We start from the raw sequence: 25,335 nt of genomic DNA, 5'->3' as shown, positions 1-25,335 counted from the left end.
GGTTGTTCAGGGGGTTGTCCACAAAAAGCGTGGATAACTTTGAGCCTGATCGAACTTGTCTGGCTGAGCGTATACGGATTGCTGATTGCGGTCTGAATTTAAATGTCTGACTATGGCGTCTATATCCTACTTGCTCGGTGCTTCCTGCCATGATTCAAACACCCAAATCGTCGAATACTGAAGCTCATCGCCTGGCAGTCTTGGCCGAGCTGGCTCTTTGGGATACGGAGCCTGATCCTGCTTTTGACAGCCTGGTCGAACTGGCAGCAGCGCTGTTCGATGTCCCTATCGTACTCATTTCACTGCTCGATGCAGAGCAGCAGTGGTGCAAGGCGGCGCATGGGCTGGAGGCGAGGCTTTGGCCAAAAGGCCAGTTGCCATGCACTAATGCGCTGGAGCGAAATGCCTTACAGCAGGCTTCCGACCTGACCCAGGTGCCGGGTCTTGGCTCTTCATTGGTTGAAGAGCTGGGGGTGAGATTTCATGCTGCCGTGCCCTTATATTTCAGGCAGCAGCCGGTAGGGGCTTTGACGTTGCTGGATCGCCGTGCACGTCAGCTCGATGAGCGCCAGCTCCAACAATTGCAGCAACTGGCGCTTCAGGCTGAGCAGTTACTGGAACTGTTCGCCTGCCGACAGCATCCCAATGCGCAGAGCTTTGCCGGTGCCGGTGAAGCACGCTACAAGGCGATCATTCAGGGAGCCGCAGCGGGTGTCGTCCGTATCGATGGTCGTGGTCGTATGCTGGCTGCGAACCGTTTTGTTCAGGATATGCTGGGATATCAGGAAACAGAGCTGATTGGTCGCAACGTTAAAATGCTGATGCCTGACCGCTGGAGCCAGCACCACGATGGCTACCTGCAGGCCTATCAGCGTACCGGGGATGCGAGGGTTATTGGTACCGGGCGAGAGGTGGAGGCGTTACACCGCGACGGTCATACCATTCCTGTTCACCTTGCTGTCAGCGAGGTAAAGACCGATGGCCAGGGGCCGGACAGCCGTGAGTTCATCGGTATTCTTTCCGACCTTTCGGATGTGCATGCGGTGCGCCAATCCCAGGAGCGTCAGCGTGCGCTGCTTGAGGTTCTGCATACCGGGTTGACCGATTATAAGGCGCTGGTTACGGGCAATACACTCTGGGAATTCCTCAAAGAAGCCCTGCGTGAATTGACCGGCAGTGAGTATGCACTGATCGGCGAGGTTGTCAGTGACAGCGAGCAGCCGGCGCTCAAACTGCACGCCATTACCGATCTGTCCTGGAGTGAGGACTCGCGGGAACTGATGCGCAAGCTGGTCAGTGGTGATATGCGCCTGACCAACCCCAATAGCATGCTGGGACGAGTGTTTGCCGGCGGGGAAGTCGTATTGAGCAATGCCATGGAGCAGGACCCGCGCGGCGGAGGCTTGCCGCCGGGGCATCCAACGCTTTACCGATATCTTGGGGTGCCAATACTGGACCGTGGCCAGGTGATCGGCATGTATGCCATCGCCAATGCCCATGAAGACTACGCACCTGAACTGGTGCAGTGGCTGGAGCCTTTTACCTCAACCTGTGCGCTGTTGATCAACCTGTATCGACAGATGAATGAGCAGCAGCGGTTGAACGAGGCGCTGAAAGCAGAGCACGAGCGTGCCGAGCGCGCCAGCCATGCCAAAACCGAATTTCTCTCTTCCATGAGTCACGAGCTGCGTACGCCGCTGAACTCTATTCTCGGTTTTGCCCAGTTGCTGCAAAACAGCCGTACACCGCTGACTGATCGACAGCATCGCCAAACCGAGCAGATCATCCGCAGTGGGCGCCATCTTCTGAGTCTGATAAACGAAGTGCTGGATCTGGCCCGTATTGAAGCTGGTAAAATGCAGGTTTCCATTGAGCCTGTTTGTCTGGGTGACGTGATTCAGGAGGCTTTGGAAACCCTCAGCCCGTTGGCGAACGAGGCGGGAATAAAGCTCAAGTGGTTGCAGTCCGAAACCTGCCGTCATCGTATCCGGGCTGATTACACCCGCCTGCAGCAGGTCCTGATAAACCTGATCAGTAATGCGATCAAGTACAACCGCCCCCAGGGGCGGGTGGAGCTGTTCTGTACGGTTCTGGACGGCACACGTATCAAGGTAACCGTAAAGGATACGGGCAAGGGTATTCCGGCGCAGCGCATGTCGGAGCTGTTTCAGCCGTTTAATCGGTTGGATGCCGACAATGGCACGATTGAAGGCTCGGGCGTGGGGCTGGCGCTGACCCGTAAGCTGGTACATCTGATGCAGGGTGAAATAGGCGTCGATAGCGTTGAGGGTGAGGGCAGTGAGTTCTGGTTTGAGCTGCCCCTGGAGAATAGAACGGCGGTACCCGAGCAGAGCGACGAGGCTGAAGCACCAAGTGCCAACCTGCCATTGCCGGAGCAGCAGGTACTGTATATCGAAGACAACCCTGCCAACCAGCGCCTGATGATCGACCTGTTTGAAGAGCTGGAAGGATGTGACCTGGTATGTGTCAACAGTGCTGAAGAGGGCATAGAGCTGGCCTGTTCGGAGCCGCCGGACCTTATCCTGATGGATATCGACCTGCCGGGGATGAGCGGCTTTCAGGCACAGCGGCTGCTCAAGGGGAATCCACTGACGGCGCAAGTGCCCGTGCTGGCAGTGTCGGCCTCGGCGTCAACGCGGGATATTCGCAAGGCGCGCGAAGCCGGTTTCGTGGACTACCTGACCAAACCATTGGATCTGATGCTGTTCATGGACAGGGTGGCGCAGATACTCAATCAGGGAGAAGGTTCATGAGTGCACATCTTGGGGCAGATGTCCTGATTGTCGATGACAACGCGGTCAATGTTGAGCTGCTGGAGAATCTTCTCGAAGATGCCGGATACCAGCAGCTGGAAGGCGTAACCAGCCCCTTTGCGGCCGAGTCTCGCATTCAGCAACGTTGTCCGGACCTGGTGCTGCTGGATATTCGCATGCCGGGGATGGATGGTCTCGAGCTGATGCAGCGTCTGCAGACCCGTCTGGGAGAGCGGATGCCGGCAGTAATTTTTCTGACCGCACAGATTGATGAACAAACTCGCTACCAGGCGTTGTCACTGGGAGCACAGGATTTTATCACCAAGCCATTCGACCAGACCGAAGTACTGCAGCGCATGACCAATACGTTGCAGCAGCGGCTGTTGTTACGTGAGCACAGCGAGAAAGCAGACCTGATGGAGCAACTGGTGGCGCAGCGTACCGCCGAATTGCACCGTCAGGCACGTGAAGATCCGGTGACCCGGCTGCCAAACCGCCGTGCCTTGCTGGAAATTCTACAGCGACATTTGCATCACTCAGGCCCTGTGGCTGTGCTGTTCCTTGCCTTGGAAGGGTTGGAAAGCAGTGCGCGTCTGCACGGCTACGGAGTGGCTGATCAGCTGGCGCAGGCTTTGGCGCAGCGCCTGCGGGAGCATTCCCGGCCGGGGGCTATTATTGCGGGCGTCTGGAACAGCCACGAATGGCTTTTGATCATGCCGCAATGGCCCGGTGAAGCGGAAGGCGAGCGTAATCTGGATAGTCTGCTGGGGTTGTTCCATGAGCCTGTGCAGGCCGGTGGCGTGCAATTGAAACTTGGGGTACGTATAGGCGTTAGCATCAGTGATGATCGTTGTGATGCAGAACAACTCATTCGCATGTCGGCGCTGGCTTTGCCGCAGGAGTCAGGCCATTGGCAGCGCTATGATGCTGAGCTTGAGCAGCAGTTGCGACAGCGCCAGATCATGCAGGATGAGTTGGCTGATGCCCTTGCAGCGGATGAGTTCCAGCTGGTGTTTCAGCCCAAAATTGATATTAACAGCGGACGCCTTAGCGGTGCCGAGGCTCTCTTGCGCTGGCACAATAAACAGCTGGGGCAGGTTTCGCCTGTACATTTCATTCCCCTTGCCGAAGCCGGGGGCGACATTATTGCCATCGGTGATTGGGTGCAGCAACAGGCCTTGCAGCATGTAAATGCCTGGTACCGCGCTGGCAAGGTCGATAACGACTTTACCCTGGCATTCAATGTGTCCAGTGTTCAGTTGATGCAACCCACCTTTGCGGAGCGGTTGATCGAGCAGATAGCGGCTTTGCAGTTGCCTCCGGCAATGGTCGAGGTGGAAGTGACGGAGTCCGGCCTGATGGATGACGTCGAGCTGGCAAGAGCGCAGCTGGAAACCCTGGCCGACGCCGGTGTGGGTGTTGCCATTGATGACTTTGGCACGGGCTACTCATCTCTGTCCTACCTGAAAAGCCTTCCGGTCTCGGTGCTGAAGATTGATCGCGCGTTTATCCGTGAGTTACATCTCAGCTCCCAGGACCAGCGCCTGGTTGAGACCGTGATCGATATGGCGCGCCATTTTGAGTGCAAGACCGTGGCCGAGGGGGTCGATCAGGTTGAGCAGATGGACATGTTGCGGCGTATGGGCTGTGATCAGGTGCAGGGGTTTCTGTTATCCCCGCCGCTGCGAGAAAAGGCTTTTCTTCAGCTGGCGCAGCTCGGCTTCGATCACCTGTTTCAGGATGAATAACCCTCTGGCCTGAATGCTGGGGAACTGACGCCATATACTTGTGGCGTTATGATGATGGTTTCTGAGCTCTGACGGTCGCTGGCTGTCAGCTGGAACTCGGCCAACCATGGGAGCTTGTTATGGCCCTGCGACCGCTCATTGTGCTTCTGCTGCTAAGCCTTGCGCTTGGGGGGTGTAGTACCCAACCTTCCCAACCGGCAAGCATCTCCTTTGACCATCCGGTTCGTCAGTCCTTACTGGGGCATTATGCAGAATGGGCTGGTACGCCCTACCGTTTTGGAGGAGTTTCCCGCAGCGGTGTTGATTGCTCCGGTTTTATTCAACAGGTCTATCTGAAGGCTGATCAGCGACAGTTGCCTCGCTCTACAGCTGATCAGTCCCGTCTGGGGATGCATGTGCCAAAGCATGAGCTGCAGCCGGGTGATCTGGTCTTTTTCAAAACCGGCTTCAAGCAGCGTCATGCCGGAATTTACCTTGGCAACAGCGAATTCATGCATGCTTCAACCAGTCGCGGTGTGATGATTTCACGCCTCACCAACCCTTACTGGTCAGAGGTCTGGTGGATGGCACGGCGCCTTCCCTGAGCGGGTAAAAGCGGTTATTCACAGGCTTTGTACACTAAGCATAAAATTTTTCTGCCCTGTGAATACAAACTCTTGATTATTGTGATTTCAGTTGGTTTGGTTATTAAATAACCGTCTCGTCGGGGTTGACAATTTCTGCTTGAGGACAACTATACCGGCGCCGCTCAATAAATATACTGTTTTTTAAATTTGTTTTAAAACAAAGGGTTATAGTATAGCTTTGTGAGCTTTCCAAAACTTATCCTAAAGGTTTTGCACAGAAAGTGTGAGCAAAAAAAGTATGTTTTCAACAATTCGTGCTACTTCTGGATTTTGTGAGTAAAACTGTGAGCGGAATTCGGGCGGTAGAGCCTGACAGTGTCTGTTAACGGGTCATTCAGAGACTTGGGTGATGCACTGCGTCGCTTGCGTTAAACTGGGGATATTGTCCGAATGGAGTTGCCGGATGCATATTCGATCTCGCCTTGTCGTGCTAACCCTGATGCTGTTAGCAGGAGCCTTACTGGCTGCGTCCTTTCTGTTAACACCATCCAAGCCCATTAAATTGGGAACCAACCTTTGGCCCGGGTATGAGCCACTCTATGTGGCCCGAGAGCAGGGCATATTGAGCAGTGATGATGTTGCGCTGGTTGAGCTGTTATCGGCCAGTGAGGTGATGCGTGCCTTTCGCAATGGCGCCATTGACGCAGCAGCTCTGACACTGGATGAAGTGATTAACCTGAGGGTGCTGGGGCTCAGGCCGGTCATTGTGCAGGTCACCAATATCTCAATGGGTGCTGACGTTATTCTGGCGCAGCCGGGTATCACCTCCTTTGAAGAATTGAAAGGCAAACGGGTGGGCGTCGAAGCAACTGCGCTGGGTGCGTACATGCTGTCACGTGCGCTGGAGCTGAATGCCATGTCGCTCGATGATATCGACGTGGTCCACCTCGAGGTAAATGAGCATGCCCAGGCGTTCAGGGCGGGACAGGTGGATGCGGTTGTTACCTTTGATCCGGTGCCGCAGCAGATTGGCGAAGACCAGTCGGTTCAGCTGTTTGATTCCACTCAAATACCTGGCGAAATTGTCGATGTATTGGTGGTACGTGAAAGGACGCTCGCTGAGCGCAAGGATACGATTCGCCAGCTGATCAGTGCCTGGCATGAGGTGCTGGCATTTATCGACGATAACCCCGATGCCAGTGCTCGTATGATGTCTGAACGTTTGAAAGTCACGCCGATGGAAGTGAAACATAGTCTGCAGGGGTTAATGCTGCCTGATCAGAAGGCGAGCCTGGAGTTATTTGACGGGAATCCTTCTCCCTTGCAGCAGCAGGTCGAGCGTCTGGCCGAGACCATGCTCAGGGATGATTTGATTGATGATATCCCGGACCTGAAAGGCGTAGTGTATGGCGGGTACCCCGACGCATGAACAGGATTAATCAAATCCCGCTAAGACGCCTGCTGCCTGGCGCCATCATTCTGTTAGCGCTGTTGTTGCTGATCATGGCGCTGGGGGTACTCAAGCCAATGGTCACAGGCATCCTCTACGACAACATGGAGGAGGGCCTGAGATCGACCCTGAACCGCATTCAGGGTACGACCGAATACATGCTGAGCCGGGGAGACCTGGCCGGCCTGAAGCGGGAAGTAGCGGTCACCAGTGCTCGCAGCCAGGTTAAGCATCTGCTGATTATTGATGCTGACAGCAATGTGATTTCGTCCAGCCGGCTGGCTCATGTTGGCAAGTCGGTAGCTGAACTGGCCCTGCATTTGGATCCGAGCTTTCTTCCACGCGCCCGTGAAGCGATTGAACCCTTGTATGTGAGGCAGCTGGAAGGGGAAAACACTCTGTATGGTTTATCAGCCTTTCGTTACCCCGACCCGGATAACAGTCTGAGGAACCGGCAGGGGCTCATCATTATGGAGCTGGATGTCGAGCAGGTGTTGCGTCCGGTGACTTACAAACTGGATATGATTTTCGCTGCACTTACATTAGGGGTCATTCTGTTTGCCTTCATGCTATGGCGTCTGTTGGAAGGCAGTATCACCCGCCGACTACAGCAAATTACCCAAGCAGTTGAAGGGCTGGCTCAGGATGACTTCAGCCAGCGCACAGGCTTGCAGGGCGCGGATGAGCTGGGGCAAGTGGGCCAGGTGCTGGACCAGCTGGCCGAGCAGCTGGAGCAAAGCCGTGCCCAGATTGTGACGTTCAACAAGCAGATGGAGAACATTCTCAAGTACATCCCTTCGATGGTGTATATCAAGGACCGCGAAGGGGTATACCGCCTGGTCAATGAGCGCTTTGTGCAAGTGCTGGGGCAGCCCGACGCCTCTGGCGATACGGTGTTCGATCTTCTGGATGACCCCTATGCCAGTTTTATTTCGGAACGTGATCAGCAAGTGCTGGAGCAGGGAACTCCGGTGCAATTCCAGACAGAGTTTCCGGTCAGTGACGAATTACACCGCTGGTTTATGGTCAAGTTCCCGCTGGTGGATGAGCAGGGGCATTGCTATGCCGTGGCTACGGTCGCAACGGATGTTACCGAACAGGAGCGCAACGAAAACCTGGCGCGAATTGCCCGTCGCGTGTTCGAGCATACCACTGAAGGCATCATGATCACCGATTCGGACAACCGCATTGTTGATGTGAACCAGTCTCTGGTCAGGATGAGCGGCTACAACCGTGACCAGCTGATCGGGGAGTCTCCGAACATCCAGAATTCGGGTCGACAGGATCAGATCTTCTACCACCGTTTATGGCAGGCGCTTGAAAAGCAGGGCAACTGGACCGGCGAGCTGGAAAACCGCCGTGCAGATGGCAGCCTGTACCCGGTTCGTCTTTCTGTCAGTGCCATCTATGACCGTGCGGGAGGGCTGGATGGCTATTTCGGTATTTTCCAGGACATCACTCACGAGAAGCAGGCCGAACAGGATCTCCACCGCCTGGCATACCATGATTCCCTGACCGGGTTGTTCAACCGCACCGAGTTTCAGCGTGTCCTGAGCGAGGCGGTTCACCGCGGCGAGCGCTACGGAGAGCCATTCGGCCTTCTGTTTATCGATCTGGATCTGTTCAAGGAAGTGAATGACTCGCTGGGGCATGCGGTAGGGGATCAACTCCTGTGTGAAGTTGCCCATCGCTTGCGCAGTTGTATTCGTGACAGCGACCGGGCATTCCGTCTGGGCGGGGATGAATTCACCCTGCTGTTGCCTCAAGTGAAGCGAGACAGTGAGCTTTCAGCGGTGGCTGAGAAAGCCCTTCAGGCACTTAAAAAGCCGTTTGTCATCGACGATCGTGAAGTGCGCATAGGCTGCAGCATCGGTGTAGTCAGCTATCCGCGTGATGGTCACGAGGCGGATATTCTGCTGGGACATGCCGATGCCGCCATGTACTTTGCCAAGGAGCTGGGGCGTGGCCGCTTTGCCTTCTTTGATCCTCAGATTAACGAGCGCAACCAGCGTGCGATGAAGGTCAAGTCCGAGTTGCCGAGGGCGCTGGAGCGCCTGGAGTTCAGCCTGGTGTACCAGCCAAAGCAGAAGCCGGACGGTACGATCACCGGTTACGAGGCGCTCATGCGATGGCAAAGTGCCGAGCTGGGTGCGGTGTCACCGGCCGAATTTATTCCGTTGGCAGAAACCAGTGATGCACTGGAGCTGATGACCGACTGGCTGTTGCAGCAGGTAGTGGCCGACCTGAAGGACCCGAAGCTTTCAGGCAAGCAGATTGCCATCAACCTGTCACCGCGACAGTTCCAGGGAGGCAACTGGGCGGAGAGCCTGAAGCAGACCATCGAAACCAACAATCTGCGCCCGGAGCAGCTGTGTATCGAGGTGACCGAAGGTGCGCTGGTGGAAAACTTTGCTACTGCTGCCGAGCAGCTGTCCGCTGTGCAGGCGCTCGGTGTTGAGGTTGCGGTGGACGACTTTGGCACCGGCTACTCCTCTCTGGAGTATCTCAAGCGCCTGCCTATCGATTATCTGAAGATAGACCGCTCCTTCGTGCGTGACATTGAAACCGATGCTGACGATCGTGTGATTGTGGAAACCATCATCGTGCTTGCACACTCGTTGGGGTTGCAGGTGGTGGCTGAAGGGGTCGAGACCCGAGCGCAAGCGGACTTCCTCAGCGAGCGTGGCTGTGACGAGTTGCAGGGCTATCTGTTCTCGGCACCGCGTCCATTGTCCGAATTGGGTGAACAGCAGGTAAAAATTTAACCATTTCAGATAATTATGTGGTTTTTTTTACAAAGGGTGTTGACAGAAATTCTGAACTCTATAAAATCTGCGCCCATCCTTTGGAGGGGTGGCTGAGTGGTCGAAAGCACCGGTCTTGAAAACCGACGAGTCGAGAGGCTCCCAGGGTTCGAATCCCTGCCCCTCCGCCATTTAGGATGATGATTTGAGCAGTTCCTCGATAGCTCAGTTGGTAGAGCAGTAGACTGTTAATCTATTGGTCGCTGGTTCGAGTCCAGCTCGAGGAGCCAAATCATGAAGATCTAGCCTGTCTGGCTTGATCGATGCGTAGAGCATAAAGAGCGGGTCGTTAGCTCAGTTGGTAGAGCAGTTGGCTTTTAACCAATTGGTCATAGGTTCGAGTCCTATACGACCCACCACTCTCTTGAACTCTCGCAACCGGAGGGTCGTTAGCTCAGTTGGTAGAGCAGTTGGCTTTTAACCAATTGGTCATAGGTTCGAGTCCTATACGACCCACCACTTCCGGTTTTCTTACTACTTCCTCATTGATCGATATCACTTTACTGTCCGCTCTGTTGATTCACTTTTGAATCTCTCTTGATTGTGCCTGTTACAATCGATCAGACCACTATACGGATCAATGTAGGCTGTTCGCTGTGGGCAGTGTGGTTTCTGAGGCGGGGCAGAGTGAAAGGATTTAGATGCTACCCAAAGCTTGCGATATCGGTGATATTTCTACTCTTCAGCCTGGTCCTTCCGCAAGCCCAAGCTTCTTTCAATGGCAGCGATACATATACGCCGCGATTCGAATACTATGTTGATTCTACACAAACTCTAGGTATTGATAGTGTAGCTAACTTGCCAGCGAGTGCATTTAAACAAGCACCCAAGGCTGGTTATGTAGGTGGGTATAATCGGTCGATACAATGGCTGAAATTCAGGCTGCCACCTTCGAGCGGCCCTTCGCTTTTGCGCATAAAACCAGCCTATACCGACTATGTAACTCTGTATCAGCCAGATGATGGTGACTTCAAGGTTACTGAGCGAGGTGAGCTGTCAGAAGTTGAGGTGGGCAGGTTTGATCGCGCAATTGTGTTTGAATTGGAACCTGTTGAATCGGAAAGCACCTACTATTTGCGAATTGAAACAGAAAATACCAGTACGGTGGTTGCTCAGGTTTACACCCAGCAAGGGTATTTGCGGGCTGTCATGCTGGACTCCATGGTTGCTGGCAGTTTTATTGGTTTGCTCATCACGTTGATAGTCGTAAATTTGAGCTATCAGCGCTGGCGGAACGATTTGGGCTTTCGCTACTACATCCTGTTCGTGATTGCCTCTCTGATGGTGTTTTTGTCAGTCGATGGCTGGCTTCTGCTTGTTTCTCCGCAGTGGCTCAAGCCTTTAGTGTCTTACCTTCCTCAGCTAACGACGTTGTTGTATTTGTTGTCGGTAGCAGTCTTTTACCAAGCCCTTTTTGGCTTTGCTTTGGCAGAAAGTCGTTATTGTCTATGGATATCTCGTATTTATCAGCTGGCAATTTTATTGGGGGGAGGGGCTCTGATAGTAGGTGCTTATATCGAGTACTTTCCCTGGTTTATGCAAATCTCAGTTATCTATTTGCTGTGGATTTCAATGATTGCTCTTAAACGGGTTTGGACGGGGAGCAGCGAAGGGCGTGCTCTGCTGTTCGCGGTGGTTTTAGGTTTTTTGGGAATCCTGGGCACGGCCTTGTCATTGAACGGAATAGTGTCGGGTGGAATATGGCTTCTGTATTCCTATACTGCGGGCACATTGGCTAGCATCCTGGTATTTCAGAGTGTTATGAATCGTCGCCTTCGGTGTGCTGAAAAGGTGCATCTGACGACGCTGCTGGAAAAAGAGCATGCTGAAGTGCTGGCTGAGCGAGAACGGCAGGAGAAAGAATTAAAGGCCCAGTTCATCAGTATGCTCTCGCACGAACTTAAAACACCCTTGTCCGTCATTAGTATGGGCGTCTCCCAGCAAGTAATAACCGGCAAGACACGTAAATATTTGATTCAGGCTGTCAGTGATATGAGTCGTGTAATCGATCGATGTGCTGTGCTTGAGCAGGTGGATGCTGAAGTGTATACACGCAAGGAGGCTGTAGAGCTTGTCAACTTGATAGGCACTCAGATTGAGCAAGCCGGGGGGAATAGCCGCATTCTTTGGCAACCACCACAGAGCGAGCTTTGGGTCAGCAGCGATACCGACTGGTTGCGTGTAATTGTCTCCAACCTGATTGATAATGCCCTGAAATACAGTCCTGCCAAAACAGCTATCAGTGTCCGTGTTGAATGTCACTTGGGGGAAGTCTGTGTGCAGGTTGAGAATATGGTAGAAGGTGAGCCGCCGGACCCGCAGTATATTTTTGATAAGTATTACCGCGCTCGAAGTGCGCACAAGCAAACGGGTGCCGGACTGGGTCTGTATATTGTTAAACGCCTGGTAGCCCAGCTAGGTGCTCGGATAGATTGCCGGATAGAATCGCTGCCCATCCAAATGGCCAATAGAGTTGTAATGTGCCTATGTTTGCCCGATCGTCAATAAAGCTAATACTGGTTGAGGACAATGACGTTCTCAGGGAAATGCTAGTGGGCTCTCTGGAGTCGCTTGGTTATTCGCTTGTTGCGTATGACTCTGCCGAATCCGCTTTGGCTTCACCTGAGGCTCAGGCTTGTGATGTTGCTGTGCTGGATGTGAACCTGCCTGGCGAAGATGGCCTCTACCTGGCACAGCAACTGCGATATAAAAATGCTGGTGTAGGTGTTATTTTGTTGACGGTGCGCAATCAGTTGGCAGATAAGTTGGCAGGTTATGAAGTAGGGGCTGATATGTACCTGCCGAAACCTGTTACGCCAGAAGAACTGGACGCAACCATACAGGCACTTTGCCGTCGTTTGCCGGGTGTGATCAGAGCTGATCTGATTTTGCATTATCCAACTCATCAGCTCCTGAACGCTGAGGGTCTGAACTTGCTTTTATCCCCGGAAGACGCTCGCCTACTGGTTTTGTTGGCGCAAGCGCCTCAGGCTCGCCAGGAGTTCTGGGAATTGGCTGAGCATCTGGAACTGGATTTGGACAGCGATACCTTCCGAGCCAATTTGGAAAAACGTATTTCCCGCCTGCGTCGCAAACTTACTCAACTAGGGCAGCCTGCTACTGTCATCAAAGCTCTGCGTGGGTATGGCTATCAATTGAATTGCACTGTAAATATTCAGTAACTGGTCAGCTTGGGTCAGGTTCTTTTCGAGAAGATTCGTAAGATGGAGACAATAAAACAGGTGTTAGAGTGCTTCGTTCAATGAAGTAAGGCGCCTGGTCTCTGATTGAATCTGATGTCTGGAGCTGCTCAGCATGACCACACGTTCATCCTCAGTTTTCCCCCAAGATCGCCATGAAATTGCTTTTATTGACACCTCGGTAAGCGATTACCAAAGCTTGGTGGACGGTTTGCCCGCAGGTGTAGAAGTCCAGCTTATTGATGGTACCCAGGACGGTATCCTCCAAATCGCTGAATGGGCCGAAGATAACAGCGGATACGATGCTATTCATATCCTTTCCCATGGCAGTGAAGGTCAGGTACAGCTTGGCACAGCCAGTCTCAATGATGACAGTCTCGCCGATTACTCGGCTGCCTTGGAGAAGATCGGACAAAGCCTGAACGACGAGGGCGATATTCTGCTGTATGGCTGTAACATTGCGGCTGAGCAGACCGGCGTAGACTTTATCGGCAAATTGGCGCAAGTCACGGGTGCTGATGTGGCTGCATCTGATGACTTTACCGGTGCTGAGGCTAAAGGTGGAGACTGGGTGCTGGAAGCGGGCGTTGGTTCTGTTGAATCGGCAACACTTTCTTCCGCAGCTGCAGATGTGCTGCTGGCTTCAGGCTTTTTGCAAAATAGATACGTCAAGTTTGGTTACAGTGATAACGGCACTCTGGGTTACAGCGGAAGCGTCAAACCGGGTATCCAATATGACAAGGATGGCTCCTATAACTTCCTGGATACGGCTGACTACCTGACTCCAGGTTCACCCTGGGAAATGTTTGCCGTCAAAACCGGTTCGAGCAATTACGTCAACAATAACTCCTCTGGCGGAACCAGTGGTTCCATGACCACGACGCTCAAGTCAACCGATATTACGACATCGGGCCAGGATACGTATGGATCAATTACCTATGAAAGTACGGCCGGCAATCTGAAAATTACGCAGATCTATACGCTGGGGCAGGCCGCCAAAGTCATTAACATGCAGGTCAAGATTGAAAACACAGGCTCCAGCACTGTGTATGATGTCAAATACGCGCGTGGTATCGACCCCGATGTGGATTCAAACGGTTTGCCCGGGTCTACCTCAAGCACCAATAACGTGCGTGGTGCCACTGATATAGCACCGACAGATATCGTATTGGCCAAAGGCCCTGTCAGTGATAGGTACATTGGCCTTTATACTGATAGTTCATTTACCCACAACACCGGTGTTACCGGCTGGAGTACAGATCCAAACTCTTACCTTGCAGGCACTGATGTCGGTGATGGCGACAATACCATCGGTGTCGGCTTTGAGTTGGGCAACTTCGTTGCGGGCCAGTCCAAAACCTTTTCGTTTGCCTATGTGTTTGCAGCCAGTGCCGCAGAACTGCAGGATTCTGTCAATGAGGTGCCCAAAAGTAATCCTGCACCGACTTTGACCGCGTTTGCTGAACCGGTTGGTGGCACGAACGAAGATATCGCGGAAACCATTGCCTATGCCGAATTGATCCACTGGGGTAATGAAGCGGATATGAATGCTGACGATACGGTCGGCACGGTAACTGGCTTTGTTGTCACATCGGTTGCAAGCGGCACTTTAACCATTGACGGTGCTGCCTGGGCGGTCGGCAGCAACGATGTTATTACCGCCTCAAAAACTGCCGTGTGGACACCGGACGAGAATGCCAACGGCATTATCAATGCCTTTTACGTGGTCGCGCAGGATGCTGAAGGTGCGGTTTCAGACAGCCCGGTGGCTGTGCAGGTGAGGGTTCATGCGGTCAATGATCGCCCTACGATTATCAGTGCGCCCACCCTGGCTTCCATTACTGAAGATGCTGCCGTCAATAACGGCAGTGCCGTCAGTGACCTGTTCATTCCACGCTTCAGTGATGTGGATAGCGATATGGCGGCCATTGTGATTACGGCCAATACTGAATCCAGCATCGGGCAGTGGCAGTACAGCACAGATGGCGGTTCAACCTGGCATGACGTCGGCACCGTCAGTGCGGATGCCGGGCTTGTCCTGGCGGCTACCAGTACAACCAAACTTCGCTTTGAGCCCAATGAAAACGCCAACGGCACGCCCAGCCCACTGACTATTTGGGCACTGGACGATACCTACTCCGGTACATTCACCAGTAGTAGTACACGAGAGGTGTTTGATACCAACAACCCGGCTAGCACTGGCCCGCTGAGTACCAACAGCATTGACTTGGGCACTGAGGTCACGGCGGTAAACGATGCCCCTGTATTCACCAGCACTGAAGCGACTGCCAGTGTGGGTGAAACGGCCAATAGCGACACCGCGGTGGGCTCAGGCGTCACATTGACGGCCGAGACGGGCTCTACGGTGGCGGAAGGTAAACTGACCGGTACATTGGCTGCCACCGATGTGGATGATGAAGACTCTTCCCTGGTTTTCAGTATCCGCGGCGGTCAGGAAACAACGGGTACATGGAGCAAACAGGGCCTGTTCGGTACCCTGACGCTAAACGCGGATGCAACCTGGTCGTATGAATTGACCGAGTTCGATGCCATCAATGCGCTGCCTGAAGGTGCAACGGCAACCGAGCAGTTTGACTTCAAAGTGGCGGATGACGGTGGCGCCCTGTCCGTTCAACCGTTGACCATCACGCTGACCGGCACCAACGATACACCGGTGTTGGCAGCTGCAATCGCTGATCAGAGCCTGACTGGCAATGGTGACTGGCTGTATCAGATTCCGGCGGCAAGTTTTACCGATGCTGAAGGTTCAGGTCTTGCATACACCGTCAAGGTCACTCATGAGGGTGGTGTCGCAGTTACTCCCTATGACATCAGCGGTTCAACAACCAGTGGTACTGGACAGGCTTCAGACTGGCTGACTTTTGATGAAGCTACCCGCAGCTTCACCGGCAACCCTCCAGCTGATGAATGGGGCAATAAATCCCTTACCTTTGAGGTGACCGCCAGTGATGGCGGCCTGAGTGTTACCGACAGCTTCGATCTGACCATCAGCGCCAATGACAACCAGCCACCGGTTGTCGATAACCCACTCACTTGGACCGCAGCGGACGCGCCCAAGGAAGTCACCAAGGTCACCTTTGGCGAAGCCTTGGGCGGCACCACCATTGCCTTTGATGGCAGTGGTGATATCACGCTGGGCAGCAAAGCCACCGGAGCCGAGGTCGCCGCAGAATTCAGTGCTGGCACGACAAATTACGACCAAACCGGCACTACCGACAACATACTCACCCTGACGGCTACAGTAGCGGGTGCTCGCACCGATTTCAGTGATGGTGATACCGTTATTATTCCGGGTGGCAGTTATTCAGTAGCGGTCACGCAAGAAGGTGCGGATGCCACAACCGAGCAGTGGCAAGTTCAATTCCTTGGAGGCACAACGCTTGGTGAAGGCACCCTTACGGTATTAGGACAGACAGTCAACGTTACTGCTACGGATGATGCGGCAGCCGTTGCCAGCAAAGTTGTAACCGCTTTGAGTGCCGATGGAACATGGAACGTTGAAGTTGACGGAACCGACACGGATATTGTCAATTTTACCGCCAAAGCAACGGGTGTTACCGCCGATTTGGCACCCACAGACTTTACATATGTCGTAACGAGTGACGCTTCTACCCCTAACCCATTGAATACAGGTTTTGACGCGGATGGCCTAAAACGTGTTGAAGATGGTGCTGACGCAATAAAGGAAACCGTTACCCTGACCTTCGACGGTGCCTACGGCGGTGCCGATATCATCATTGATGGCACCACTCAGTCAGCTGGCAGCAGTGTTGCTGCAGGAGATGTAGCAACAGCCGTCAACGGCGGCACTTATACCACCTATGACACCAACGCAGATGGCGCAGTTGTAACCTTCACGGGTAAAACCCCGGGTAATCTGACCGATATCCAAACCTCTGATTTCACCGTGACCGATGTAACGGGACAAACTCTTTCGGTGACGCCTAGTGTGACAGAGCAAGGTGATGGCTGGAGCGTTCAGGTTCCTGCCAATACCTTCAGAGACCCGGACGATGATACGCTGACATATACGGCCTATACCGTCACTGTCGATGGTAGTGGCACTCAAGCCGCGACTGAAATCAGTAACACCGCGGCCCTGGCATTTGATGCTAATACACTAACCTTGAGCGGCGACGGCTCTGGGCCCACGACACGGTACATTGAAATCCGCGCCACCGATGCAGCAGGCTCCAATACAACCGTTGCCAGCCAGTTCGAGCTGGCGGTGTACAGCAATACCCAAACGGCAAGCCTGGATAAGGTTGCCAATGGGGTTCCCTCAACTGTTCCCTTTGTGGATGGTGCCGGCAGCGGTAGTTTTACCGTACCGGCCAGCGCATTCAATTTTGCATCAGATGACACCGACAGCCTGGCCTACAGTGCCACATTGGCTGACGACACCGCACTGCCTGAATGGTTAACCTTTGACACCACCACCGGAACCTTTAGCGGCAATCCGCCCCATGGCTCAACCGATATCAGTGTCAAAGTCACGGCAACCGCAAGCAGTGGTGGCAGTGCTACAACCGATGCATTCACGCTGCAGGTGGCGAATGCGAACGACCCCTTGCAGTCGACAATTCCGCTACCGGACCAGTCAGCAAATGAAGGCGGTGCCGTTAGTATCCTGGTCGACAAACCGTTTATTGATCCTGATGGTGCGGCAGATGGCACATCAAGTATCACGGGTATTAGCTATGCTGCAACGGCAAATGCTCAGCCCTTGGCCGACTTTGGCCTGACCTTGGAAGAAGGTACTGGTGCAAATACCGGCAAGCTTCTGATTACGGGTAATACTCCGGCGGGTGTGTCTTACCTGAACATCGAAGTTACGGGTACTGAAGACAACGGCGGTGATACAGCAGCCACTTCATTTACCCTTAACTTGGGTGGCACAGGTACGGATTATTCAGGTGCCCAACGCTCCAATGATATGGGCGAAGTCACCATCGCTTCTGATGCAAGTATTGAAGCGCCAAAACAAGGGGATGTGCTGACGGCCGAAACACCGACGGACGCCGATGGGATAACGAATAGCACCTTCAGTTATCAGTGGCAGGTGTCAGCTAATGGCACCGATTGGGACGATATTGGCGGTGCCCGCGGCCAGGGCAATACTCTCACGCTGGCGCAGTCAGAAGTCGGCATGCAGGTGCGTGTTCAGGCGTTTTATATTGATGATGGCGGCTTTGCCGAATCTCCGGTTTCCAGTGCGCTACCAGCCATTGCCGATGTAAATGATCCCGGTGCTGTTAGCATCAGTGCAAGTGGCTCCAGTGTAGGTAACACCTGGAGTGCGGTGGTTACCGATGTGGATGGTTTGACAACCGCAACACCGACCTATCAATGGCAACGCGCCGACACTGAAGGCGGTAGCTATACGAACATCGATGGCGCAATCTATAGCGGCTATACCCTTACTGCCGAGGATGGTGGCAAGTGGGTACGTGTTATCACCAGCTACACCGATGACCAGGGCAATACTGAAACAGCGATCACCTCGACTGCCCGTAATGTGAACCTGTCAGAAATTGCCCCTGTTGCGGCAGATGTCGGCGGCAATGCAACCGAGGCGAGTGGTGTTGACAACGACATTGCCGGCAGTGACGCTACCGGCAATCTCACTGCCGGCGCAACGGATGCCAACCCTGGGCAAGCAGATGCCCTGACAGTGAGTGCGGTACGCGCTGGCGAGCTTGAGGGGCTCGGCCGCCCGGCGAATGACACCGGTACTACTTTCATTATCAGCGGTGAATTTGGTGACCTGGAAGTCAACAAGTCGACCGGTGCTTATACCTACACGGTTGCACAAAACAGTGAGGCAGTGCAGGCGCTTAACAGCGGCGAGTCTTCGACTGAAACATTCAACTTCACACTGCAAGATCCGGACGGTCTTACCGACACGGGGGTGTTGACCATCACGATTGATGGTGCCAATGACAAGCCGTCTATTTCAGGCGAAGTCGCAACGGCAAACGTGGTGGAGGATGTGCCAACCGTACTGCCGTTGGATATGCTATCCGTCGTTGATCTTGATGATAATGCCCTGTCACTGACACTGTCGGTAAACGCAGGAACCATGCGGGTAAACTCGCTGGATGACTCTGTCAGTATCACGGGTAATGATACCGATACGCTGACACTTTCTGTTACCTCCAGCCCAGCAGTGCTGGCTGGCTGGCTGTCGGACAACGATGTCTTGTATGTGTCACCCGCGAACCAGACGGGAGCGGTGGCCACACTCAACTACAGCGTTGATGACGGTAGCGGCGCGGTCGTGGCAGCCGGCACCACAGACATTACGGCCACCGCAGCCAATGATGCTGTGCAAGTTGACCCTGACGGTAACAATGCAACGGTTGGCAATCATGCTACAGCTGTATTCAAACCACGCGGTGAGGCTGTCAAGGTGGCGTCTGAACTGACCCTCAGCGATATTGATGCCAGTGCACAAAACCTGACGTCTGCTACCGTTACTCTGGCCAGTGGTGCCATTGATAATCAGTACGGCACCATCTATGAAAAGTTGACCCTCAGCGAGGCAGGTGCGGTTGCAGCGACAGCAGCAGGCTTGACGGTATCGATCACTGAAAGTGCTGCCAGCGTTGAGTTGAACCTGGCCGGGACGGCCACTCAAGCAGAGTACCAGGCGGTGCTGCGCGAGGTGCTGTATGAAAACAGTAACCCAAGCGCTTTTACCGGTGACCGTGGACTGACCATATCAGTTACCGATGAAGAAGGTGTACTGGGTAACGCGGCGGCGTTCAAGACCGAGGCTGAGAATAACGACATTGCCCAAGGTCAACGCATCTTTATCAATGGCGAAGATAGCGGTGCGGTTGTCGCTACAGTGGAAGATAACCAGCATTTCATTGCCAGCCAGCCATTGGTTCTGGAATCCGGCGACATACTGAACTTCTATGATGCTGACAACCAGCCAACGTATCAGCGCAATGCAGATGGCACTATCTCTCTGGCAAGTGGTGATACTCCGCTGACAACCGCCTCAGTGGCAGATCCGCGCCTTGCTACCGTGACGGTGCAAGTCCCCTGGACACCCGTAGTGGATCTGAACGGTGAGGCTTCCGGCCGCGACCATGCTGTTGGATTTACCGAGGGACAAGAGGGTGTTGCAATCGCAACGGCTGACTCCAGCATTACTGACCAGGATGGTAATCTCAAGGAGGTCACGATAGCCATTCTGAACCCGCAGGATGGCACCTCTGAAAAGTTGTATTACACCGATGCTGTTGCCACGAACCTGGAATATTTAGGTATTACCGTTACCGGTAACAACACCCATACCATTACACTGAGCGGCAACACGGATGCCAGCCAGTTCCAGCCCTGGTTGCGTGCAATTCAGTATGTGAACGAATCTGATGATCCTGGTATCGCTGCGCGTCAGGTTCAGGTAACGGTGATTGATGCGGCGGATAATATCGGCGTGCCTGCCACTACCACCATCGGCATCACTCCTGTTAATGATGCCCCTGTTAAAGGTGGCGATGTTGCGGGTGAGCTGGATGAAGGTGGCGTTTACGTCTTCACCAATGCCGATCTGAACAGTGCGGATGTCGATAACGACAATGGCACGCTCAAGTATGTACTGACCTCCACACCTACCCAGGGTACGTTGTTCCGCGATACCAACAACAACGGTGTGGTCGACGCTGGCGAGTCTATTGTCACAGCAGGTGACAGTGACAGCCTGGACGCGATTAATGCGATTGGTACCGACGGCTACTTCACTCAGGCCGAGGTGGATGCGGGCCAGATCAAGTACGCCCACAATGGCCAGAACCCGGATGGCACCAGCGCAACCGGTAACGACAGCTTTGGCTTCAAGGTTGTTGATGGCATGGAAGATTATGCCTTTGCCGATATTGCGGCCAACCAGGCAGGTGATGTGACCCTGACGGTTACTGAAACCGATGATGTGCCCACAGGTGAACCAGTCATTACGGGGGAAATGACACCAGGGGAAGTGCTGACGGTCGAGGCCAGTAGCATTGCCGATGCTGACGGGCCAGACAACCTTGTTTTCAGTTATCAGTGGCAAACCTTCAACGGTACAGCCTGGGATAACGTTGGCACCGATGCGGCCAATTACACATTGGAAGCAGCCGACCAGGGTAAACAAGTCCGTGTACAGGTCAGCTTTGACGATGCGCTGGGCCGGGCCAATACCCTGAACGGTGAAGCGGTCGGCACTGTGGCCTTTACCAACACGGCAGCCACCGGTGTTGTCACTATCACGGATGATGGCACGCCGCAGGCGGGTGAAACGCTTACCGCGGATACCTCTGCTATTGCCGATGCCGATGGATTGGGGCCGTTCAGCTACCAGTGGCAGGTTAGCACAGATGGGGGCGGTACCTGGGAACCTGTAGAAGGAGCAACCGCCAAGGCGTACAGCCTGCCGGCTGATGCCGCTGAGGGCACAGAGTACAAGGTCGCCGTTAGCTTTACCGATGGTCGTGGCAATGCTGAAACACTGGAAAGTGGTGTCACAGCCGTGCAGGCGCCGGATGCTGCAGTGGATGTAGCACCATGGCTGACGGCAACCGGTGAAAACCCAACGGTTATCGACGGCAGCCAGGTGCTGTTCAGTGGTGTAGTTGCCGACACCGTGGAGGACGGCCAATTGATCACTCAGTTGATCCTGACGGTAACCGGTTTGGCCGACGGTGCTGATGAGCAACTGAGGATTGACGGTGAAGCAATCGGCTTAACCGATAGCAATACCGGTATAACAGCCGCGGGGGCTATTGGATATGCCGTCGCCGTAACCGATACAACCGCCACGGTAACCCTGACCCACTCAGGGCTTAACGAAGCCGAAGCAGGTGCTCTGGTCGGCAGCCTGGCGTATGTCAACAGTAAGAATGACGGTGCCGAACCGCCAACACCCACTGCAACCGCTGGATTGCGAGTGGTGACGCTTGTCAGCCTGCAAGACAATGGTACGGGCGACAACACGGGGCTCATTGGCCTGAGCTCTACGCAGGATGTAGGCAACACGCTACCGGACAGCAACAACGCGCCAGTGGTTGCCGGTGATCTCAATGGAGTGGTCAGCGAGGGCGAGGCTGTCACGCTGACGTTGGCTGACCTCAACGGCACCGATACCGAGCAGCCGGGCCTTGGTGTTCAGCTGAGCAGCGATACCACCCATGGTGTGCTGTTCCGTGATACCAACGGCAATGGCACTGCGGATGCCGGTGAAGCACTGGCAGCCGGCAGCACCTTCACGCTGGCTGATGTGGATGCAGGCCTTATCCAGTATCAGCACGACGGCAGCGAAACCACCGAGGACGGCTTCAGCTTCCATATCAGTGACGGGCTGGCGCTCAGTGATGCTGATAGTGGTACTGCGGATGATCAGGCTACTGCCTTCAACATCACCGTGAACCCGATGGATGATGCGCCGACTCTGGCGGCGACTGCCTTGGGCAGTAGTGCGACACCTGTTGCCTTTACCGAAGGCGACGCCAGTGGTGCAGTGCTGTTCAGCGGCTCCAACGCAAACCCGATCGAGGATGATGAAAATCTCACCGGCCTGACACTGATGGTGGGCGGTCTGAAAGACGGCGCCGCCGAACAGCTGTTCATTGATGGCGTGAATATCGCCCTGACAGCCGGTACAACAGGCACTACGTCTAGTGGTGTTGGATACACTGTTGCTGTGACCGGTGGTACCGCCACGGTTACCCTCAGTAACGATGCTGACGAGGCTACCTGGAACAGCCTGATTGATGGTCTTGCCTACCAGAACACCAGTGAAAACCCGACGCAAGGCAGTCGCGCGGTTACTCTAACCAAGGTAACTGAGGCTGGTGATCAGAGTTCAGATGTTGTTTTTACCAGCTATGTGGCGGTCAGTGCAGTCAACGATGCACCGACGCTGGTTACAAATGGCTTCGCGGTCGCTGAAGGCGGCTCAAAAACATTGACGACCACCGATATTGTGGCCGCGGATGTTGATGATGCCCTCAATACACTGACTTACACGCTTGAATCGGCACCGGTCGGCGGCACTGTCTATATTGACGCCAACGGTAACGGTACTCAGGATAGTGGCGAAGCCCTGATAACGGGCGATACCTTCAGCCACAGTCAACTGAATGCAGGCAAGGTGCGCTATCAGCATAATGACGGTGAAACGGATGATAGCCTCAATTTGAGTGTGACTGATCCGGATGCCGCAAGCGCGAGTGCAGCAACGCTGAACATCACACGTGCCGCAGTCAATGATGCTCCGGCTATCAGTGGCCTGAATACCGATATTCTGGGTTACCCGGCCAATTCCGGCGCCAAGACGCTGGAGCAGGGCGGCGATGTTGTGATCAATGACCCGGACTCCCCCGACTTTGATGGTGGCAAGCTACAGGTATCGATTACCTTCAACCGCGATCCCGCCCATGATGTGCTGAGTATCGAAAACGTAGGTACCGGCGCTGGGCAGATCAGCGTTGCCGGCAGTGATGTTTCCTATGCAGGCACTGTCATTGGCACCCTCTCCGGGGGTAGCGGTACCAGCGACCTGGTGGTGACTTTTAACACTAACTCCACACAGGAAGCGGTCTCAGCACTGGTTGAAGCGATTCAGTTCACCAACGACCAGGAAGAACCAGTCCACACATCACGCACCGTCAGCTTTGCTCTTAGTGATGGTGATGGCGGCCAGTCTCAGCCAGCGGCGGTCAACGTGAACATTGCGACGGGTGTTACGCCCAGTATTTCGATCGCAAGTGGCTTCTTTGTAGTCGAAAACTCGCAGTTGGTGACAGCGCTGTCAGCGGTTGATCCAAACGGGCGGCCAATCACCTTCAGTATTAGTGGTGATAATGGTGCTGATAACCCGGACAGCAGCCTGTTTGAAGTTGTGTCGGGTAACCTGCTGCGCTTCAAAGGTGCGCCGGACTTCGAAAATCCGACCGACAGTGGTGAAGACAATGTCTACAACGTGATCGTTCGTGCGACCAATGACGAAGGGTCTTATGCTGAACAGGCTTTGGCTGTCACAGTGCTGGATCAGGAACCGGAAGGCTCTGCCGTTGGTGACACTGATGGCCCTGTATTCGGCTTTGCCACTGTAAATGGCAATAGTCTGGTTATGACCTACACCGATGCCAGCCAATTGGCGTCATCTAACCTGCCGTCTGCTGCAGCCTTTGGCGTTAACGTCAATGGCTCGGTCGTTGCGGTAAATGCTGTAGCAGTAGATTCTACTGCCAAGACTGTAACCCTCACACTGGCCAGTGCTGTTCGGGCTGGGCAGGCCGTTAAAGTTTCTTACACTGACCCGACCACAGAGGATGATGTGGTCGCATTGCAGGACAGCGCGGGTAATGATGCGCAGAGCCTTGTTGACGCAACCGTCAGCAATATCACTCCGAGCACAGGTGGCGGTGGTGGAACTCCAACTGTGCCCCAGCCTCAGCCTGAACCGGAACCACAGCCTGAGCCTGAGCCTGAGCCTGAGCCGGAACCGGAACCGGAACCACAGCCTGAACCTGGGCTTCCGCCTCAGGAAGACTGGGAAGATCTGCCGGATAATGACGGTGATGGCATTCCAGAAGATATCGAGGACTTTGTGCCTTCTCTTGTTGGAGGCTCTCAGGGCGATGGAAACGGTGACCGTGTTCAGGATAGTGAGCAACAGGATGTCGCTTCGGTGCCGTTCAAAAATACGCCTACGCCGTCCCAGGAACCTGATGCCCCCGCGATTTTTGTCTCACTCACCGGAGGTAGTGAAAACGGTAAATCTACCAACAGTGGCGTAAAATTGACCAACGTGCGTCAGTTGGACAAACCCGAGGAAAATACAACGGGTGATCTGGATATGCCGCTGGGGATGATTGCGTTTGATGCCGATATCGGTATCGAAAATGCTGGCGGAACCGAAACCTTCAGCCTCTATGTCGATGACGACGTGGCTGTTAACGGTTATTGGAAACAGGATGCCCAAGGTGATTGGGTAAATCTGGCGTCTGAAGAGTACGGCGGCAAGATTGTGCTGGAAGGTGACAAGCTGCGACTGGATTTCCAGATCACGGATGGCGGTGAGTTTGATGCTGATGGCGATGCTACCAACGGCAAAATATCGGACCCAGGGGCTCTGGCGTTTGGCAGTAACGCTATTAGCGAACAGGTACAGGCGCTTTATATCGCTTACTACCAGCGTCCTGCAGACTCGGCAGGCCTCGACTTCTGGGTGGACTATCTGAATGAACACAATGGCAGCTTGGATAACATCGTAGATGCCTTTGCAAGCTCGTCAGAATCACGGGCCCTCTATGGTGATATTACCGAGGCCAATGTGAATGCATTCATTAGCGATCTGTATGGCACGCTGTTCGATCGGTCCGTGGAAACTGAAGGTCTTGATTTCTATCGCAGTGCCTTTATCGCAGGCGAGTATGAAGATGGCCGTCCGGCAACTGCGGGCACCTTGATGCTGGATATCCTGCAGGGCGCACAGAACGGCGATGCCGAGGCGGTGGATAACAAGCTTGCAGCTGCACAGACGTTCACTTGGCTACTGGATCCAGATGCGGACGCTGAGGTTATGGCAACCTTTGATGCCAGTGACCTGGCGCCTGTGCGGGATTGGCTGCAGGGTATAACAGCTGATATGGATGTGCCTGGAGTAGGGGCCATCTACAATTTGATCAGGGATCAGGTTGCTGAAACCGGCGAGCCTATTACGGTTGTAGGCGAAGGCGGGGTAGTTGATCTGCTGTTCTAAGGCTTTATAGCCAGC

The 25,335-nt window shown here is 54.1% G+C and carries 8 protein-coding genes and 4 tRNA genes; all 12 read left to right on the top strand.

Annotated features, from left to right (window positions below; all coding sequences use genetic code 11):
* Positions 1–149 precede the first annotated feature (149 nt).
* The 12 genes from BW956_RS14120 (at position 150) to BW956_RS14065 (ending at position 25,320) form a co-directional block, all read left to right on the top strand.
* Complete coding sequence (locus BW956_RS14120) at positions 150–2,774, top strand: ATP-binding protein (RefSeq protein WP_076463340.1); 2,625 nt, start codon at positions 150–152, stop codon at positions 2,772–2,774.
* Complete coding sequence (locus BW956_RS14115; protein ID WP_076463337.1) at positions 2,771–4,522, top strand: putative bifunctional diguanylate cyclase/phosphodiesterase; 1,752 nt, start codon at positions 2,771–2,773, stop codon at positions 4,520–4,522. The genes BW956_RS14120 and BW956_RS14115 overlap by 4 nt, the downstream gene beginning before the upstream one ends.
* A 119-nt stretch (positions 4,523–4,641) precedes the next feature.
* On the top strand, positions 4,642–5,106 hold the full coding sequence (locus tag BW956_RS14110) for a C40 family peptidase (RefSeq protein ID WP_076463335.1): 465 nt from the start codon (positions 4,642–4,644) through the stop codon (positions 5,104–5,106).
* Between the two features lie 445 nt (positions 5,107–5,551).
* The gene (locus BW956_RS14105) at positions 5,552–6,517 is read left to right on the top strand and encodes an ABC transporter substrate-binding protein (protein ID WP_175612020.1); all 966 of its coding nucleotides are present in this window, start codon (positions 5,552–5,554) and stop codon (positions 6,515–6,517) included.
* Positions 6,514–9,303, top strand: coding sequence for an EAL domain-containing protein (locus tag BW956_RS14100; protein WP_076463332.1), 2,790 nt, complete (start codon positions 6,514–6,516; stop codon positions 9,301–9,303). The genes BW956_RS14105 and BW956_RS14100 overlap by 4 nt, the downstream gene beginning before the upstream one ends.
* A gap of 82 nt (positions 9,304–9,385) precedes the next feature.
* Positions 9,386–9,473 (top strand) — tRNA-Ser (locus BW956_RS14095).
* Between the two features lie 23 nt (positions 9,474–9,496).
* A tRNA-Asn gene (locus BW956_RS14090) sits at positions 9,497–9,572 on the top strand.
* A gap of 53 nt (positions 9,573–9,625) precedes the next feature.
* Positions 9,626–9,701: transfer RNA gene (locus tag BW956_RS14085), tRNA-Lys, on the top strand.
* A gap of 24 nt (positions 9,702–9,725) precedes the next feature.
* A tRNA-Lys gene (locus BW956_RS14080) sits at positions 9,726–9,801 on the top strand.
* 168 nt (positions 9,802–9,969) lie between these two features.
* A complete protein-coding gene (locus BW956_RS14075; protein WP_175612019.1) occupies positions 9,970–11,850 on the top strand; it encodes a sensor histidine kinase in 1,881 nt (626 codons plus the stop codon).
* Positions 11,829–12,524, top strand: coding sequence for a response regulator transcription factor (locus tag BW956_RS14070; RefSeq protein WP_076463326.1), 696 nt, complete (start codon positions 11,829–11,831; stop codon positions 12,522–12,524). Before BW956_RS14075 ends, BW956_RS14070 begins: the two co-directional genes overlap by 22 nt.
* 133 nt (positions 12,525–12,657) lie before the next feature.
* On the top strand, positions 12,658–25,320 hold the full coding sequence (locus BW956_RS14065; protein ID WP_076463323.1) for a DUF4347 domain-containing protein: 12,663 nt from the start codon (positions 12,658–12,660) through the stop codon (positions 25,318–25,320).
* Positions 25,321–25,335 lie beyond the last annotated feature (15 nt).

The organism is Marinobacterium stanieri, assembly GCF_900155945.1.
Lineage (GTDB): Bacteria > Pseudomonadota > Gammaproteobacteria > Pseudomonadales > Balneatricaceae > Marinobacterium > Marinobacterium stanieri.
The sequence above is the reverse complement of the archived record's forward strand: the minus strand, read 5'-3'. Positions and strand labels throughout refer to the sequence as shown.

Excerpts from the sequence above, each read along its gene's own strand:
- BW956_RS14120 (WP_076463340.1), top strand. The coding sequence starts at position 150 with ATGATTCAAACACCCAAATCGTCGAATACTGAAGCTCATCGCCTGGCA.
- BW956_RS14115 (WP_076463337.1), top strand. The coding sequence starts at position 2,771 with ATGAGTGCACATCTTGGGGCAGATGTCCTGATTGTCGATGACAACGCG.
- BW956_RS14110 (WP_076463335.1), top strand. The coding sequence starts at position 4,642 with ATGGCCCTGCGACCGCTCATTGTGCTTCTGCTGCTAAGCCTTGCGCTT.
- BW956_RS14105 (WP_175612020.1), top strand. The coding sequence starts at position 5,552 with ATGCATATTCGATCTCGCCTTGTCGTGCTAACCCTGATGCTGTTAGCA.
- BW956_RS14100 (WP_076463332.1), top strand. The coding sequence starts at position 6,514 with ATGAACAGGATTAATCAAATCCCGCTAAGACGCCTGCTGCCTGGCGCC.
- BW956_RS14070 (WP_076463326.1), top strand. The coding sequence starts at position 11,829 with ATGTTTGCCCGATCGTCAATAAAGCTAATACTGGTTGAGGACAATGAC.
- BW956_RS14065 (WP_076463323.1), top strand. The coding sequence starts at position 12,658 with ATGACCACACGTTCATCCTCAGTTTTCCCCCAAGATCGCCATGAAATT.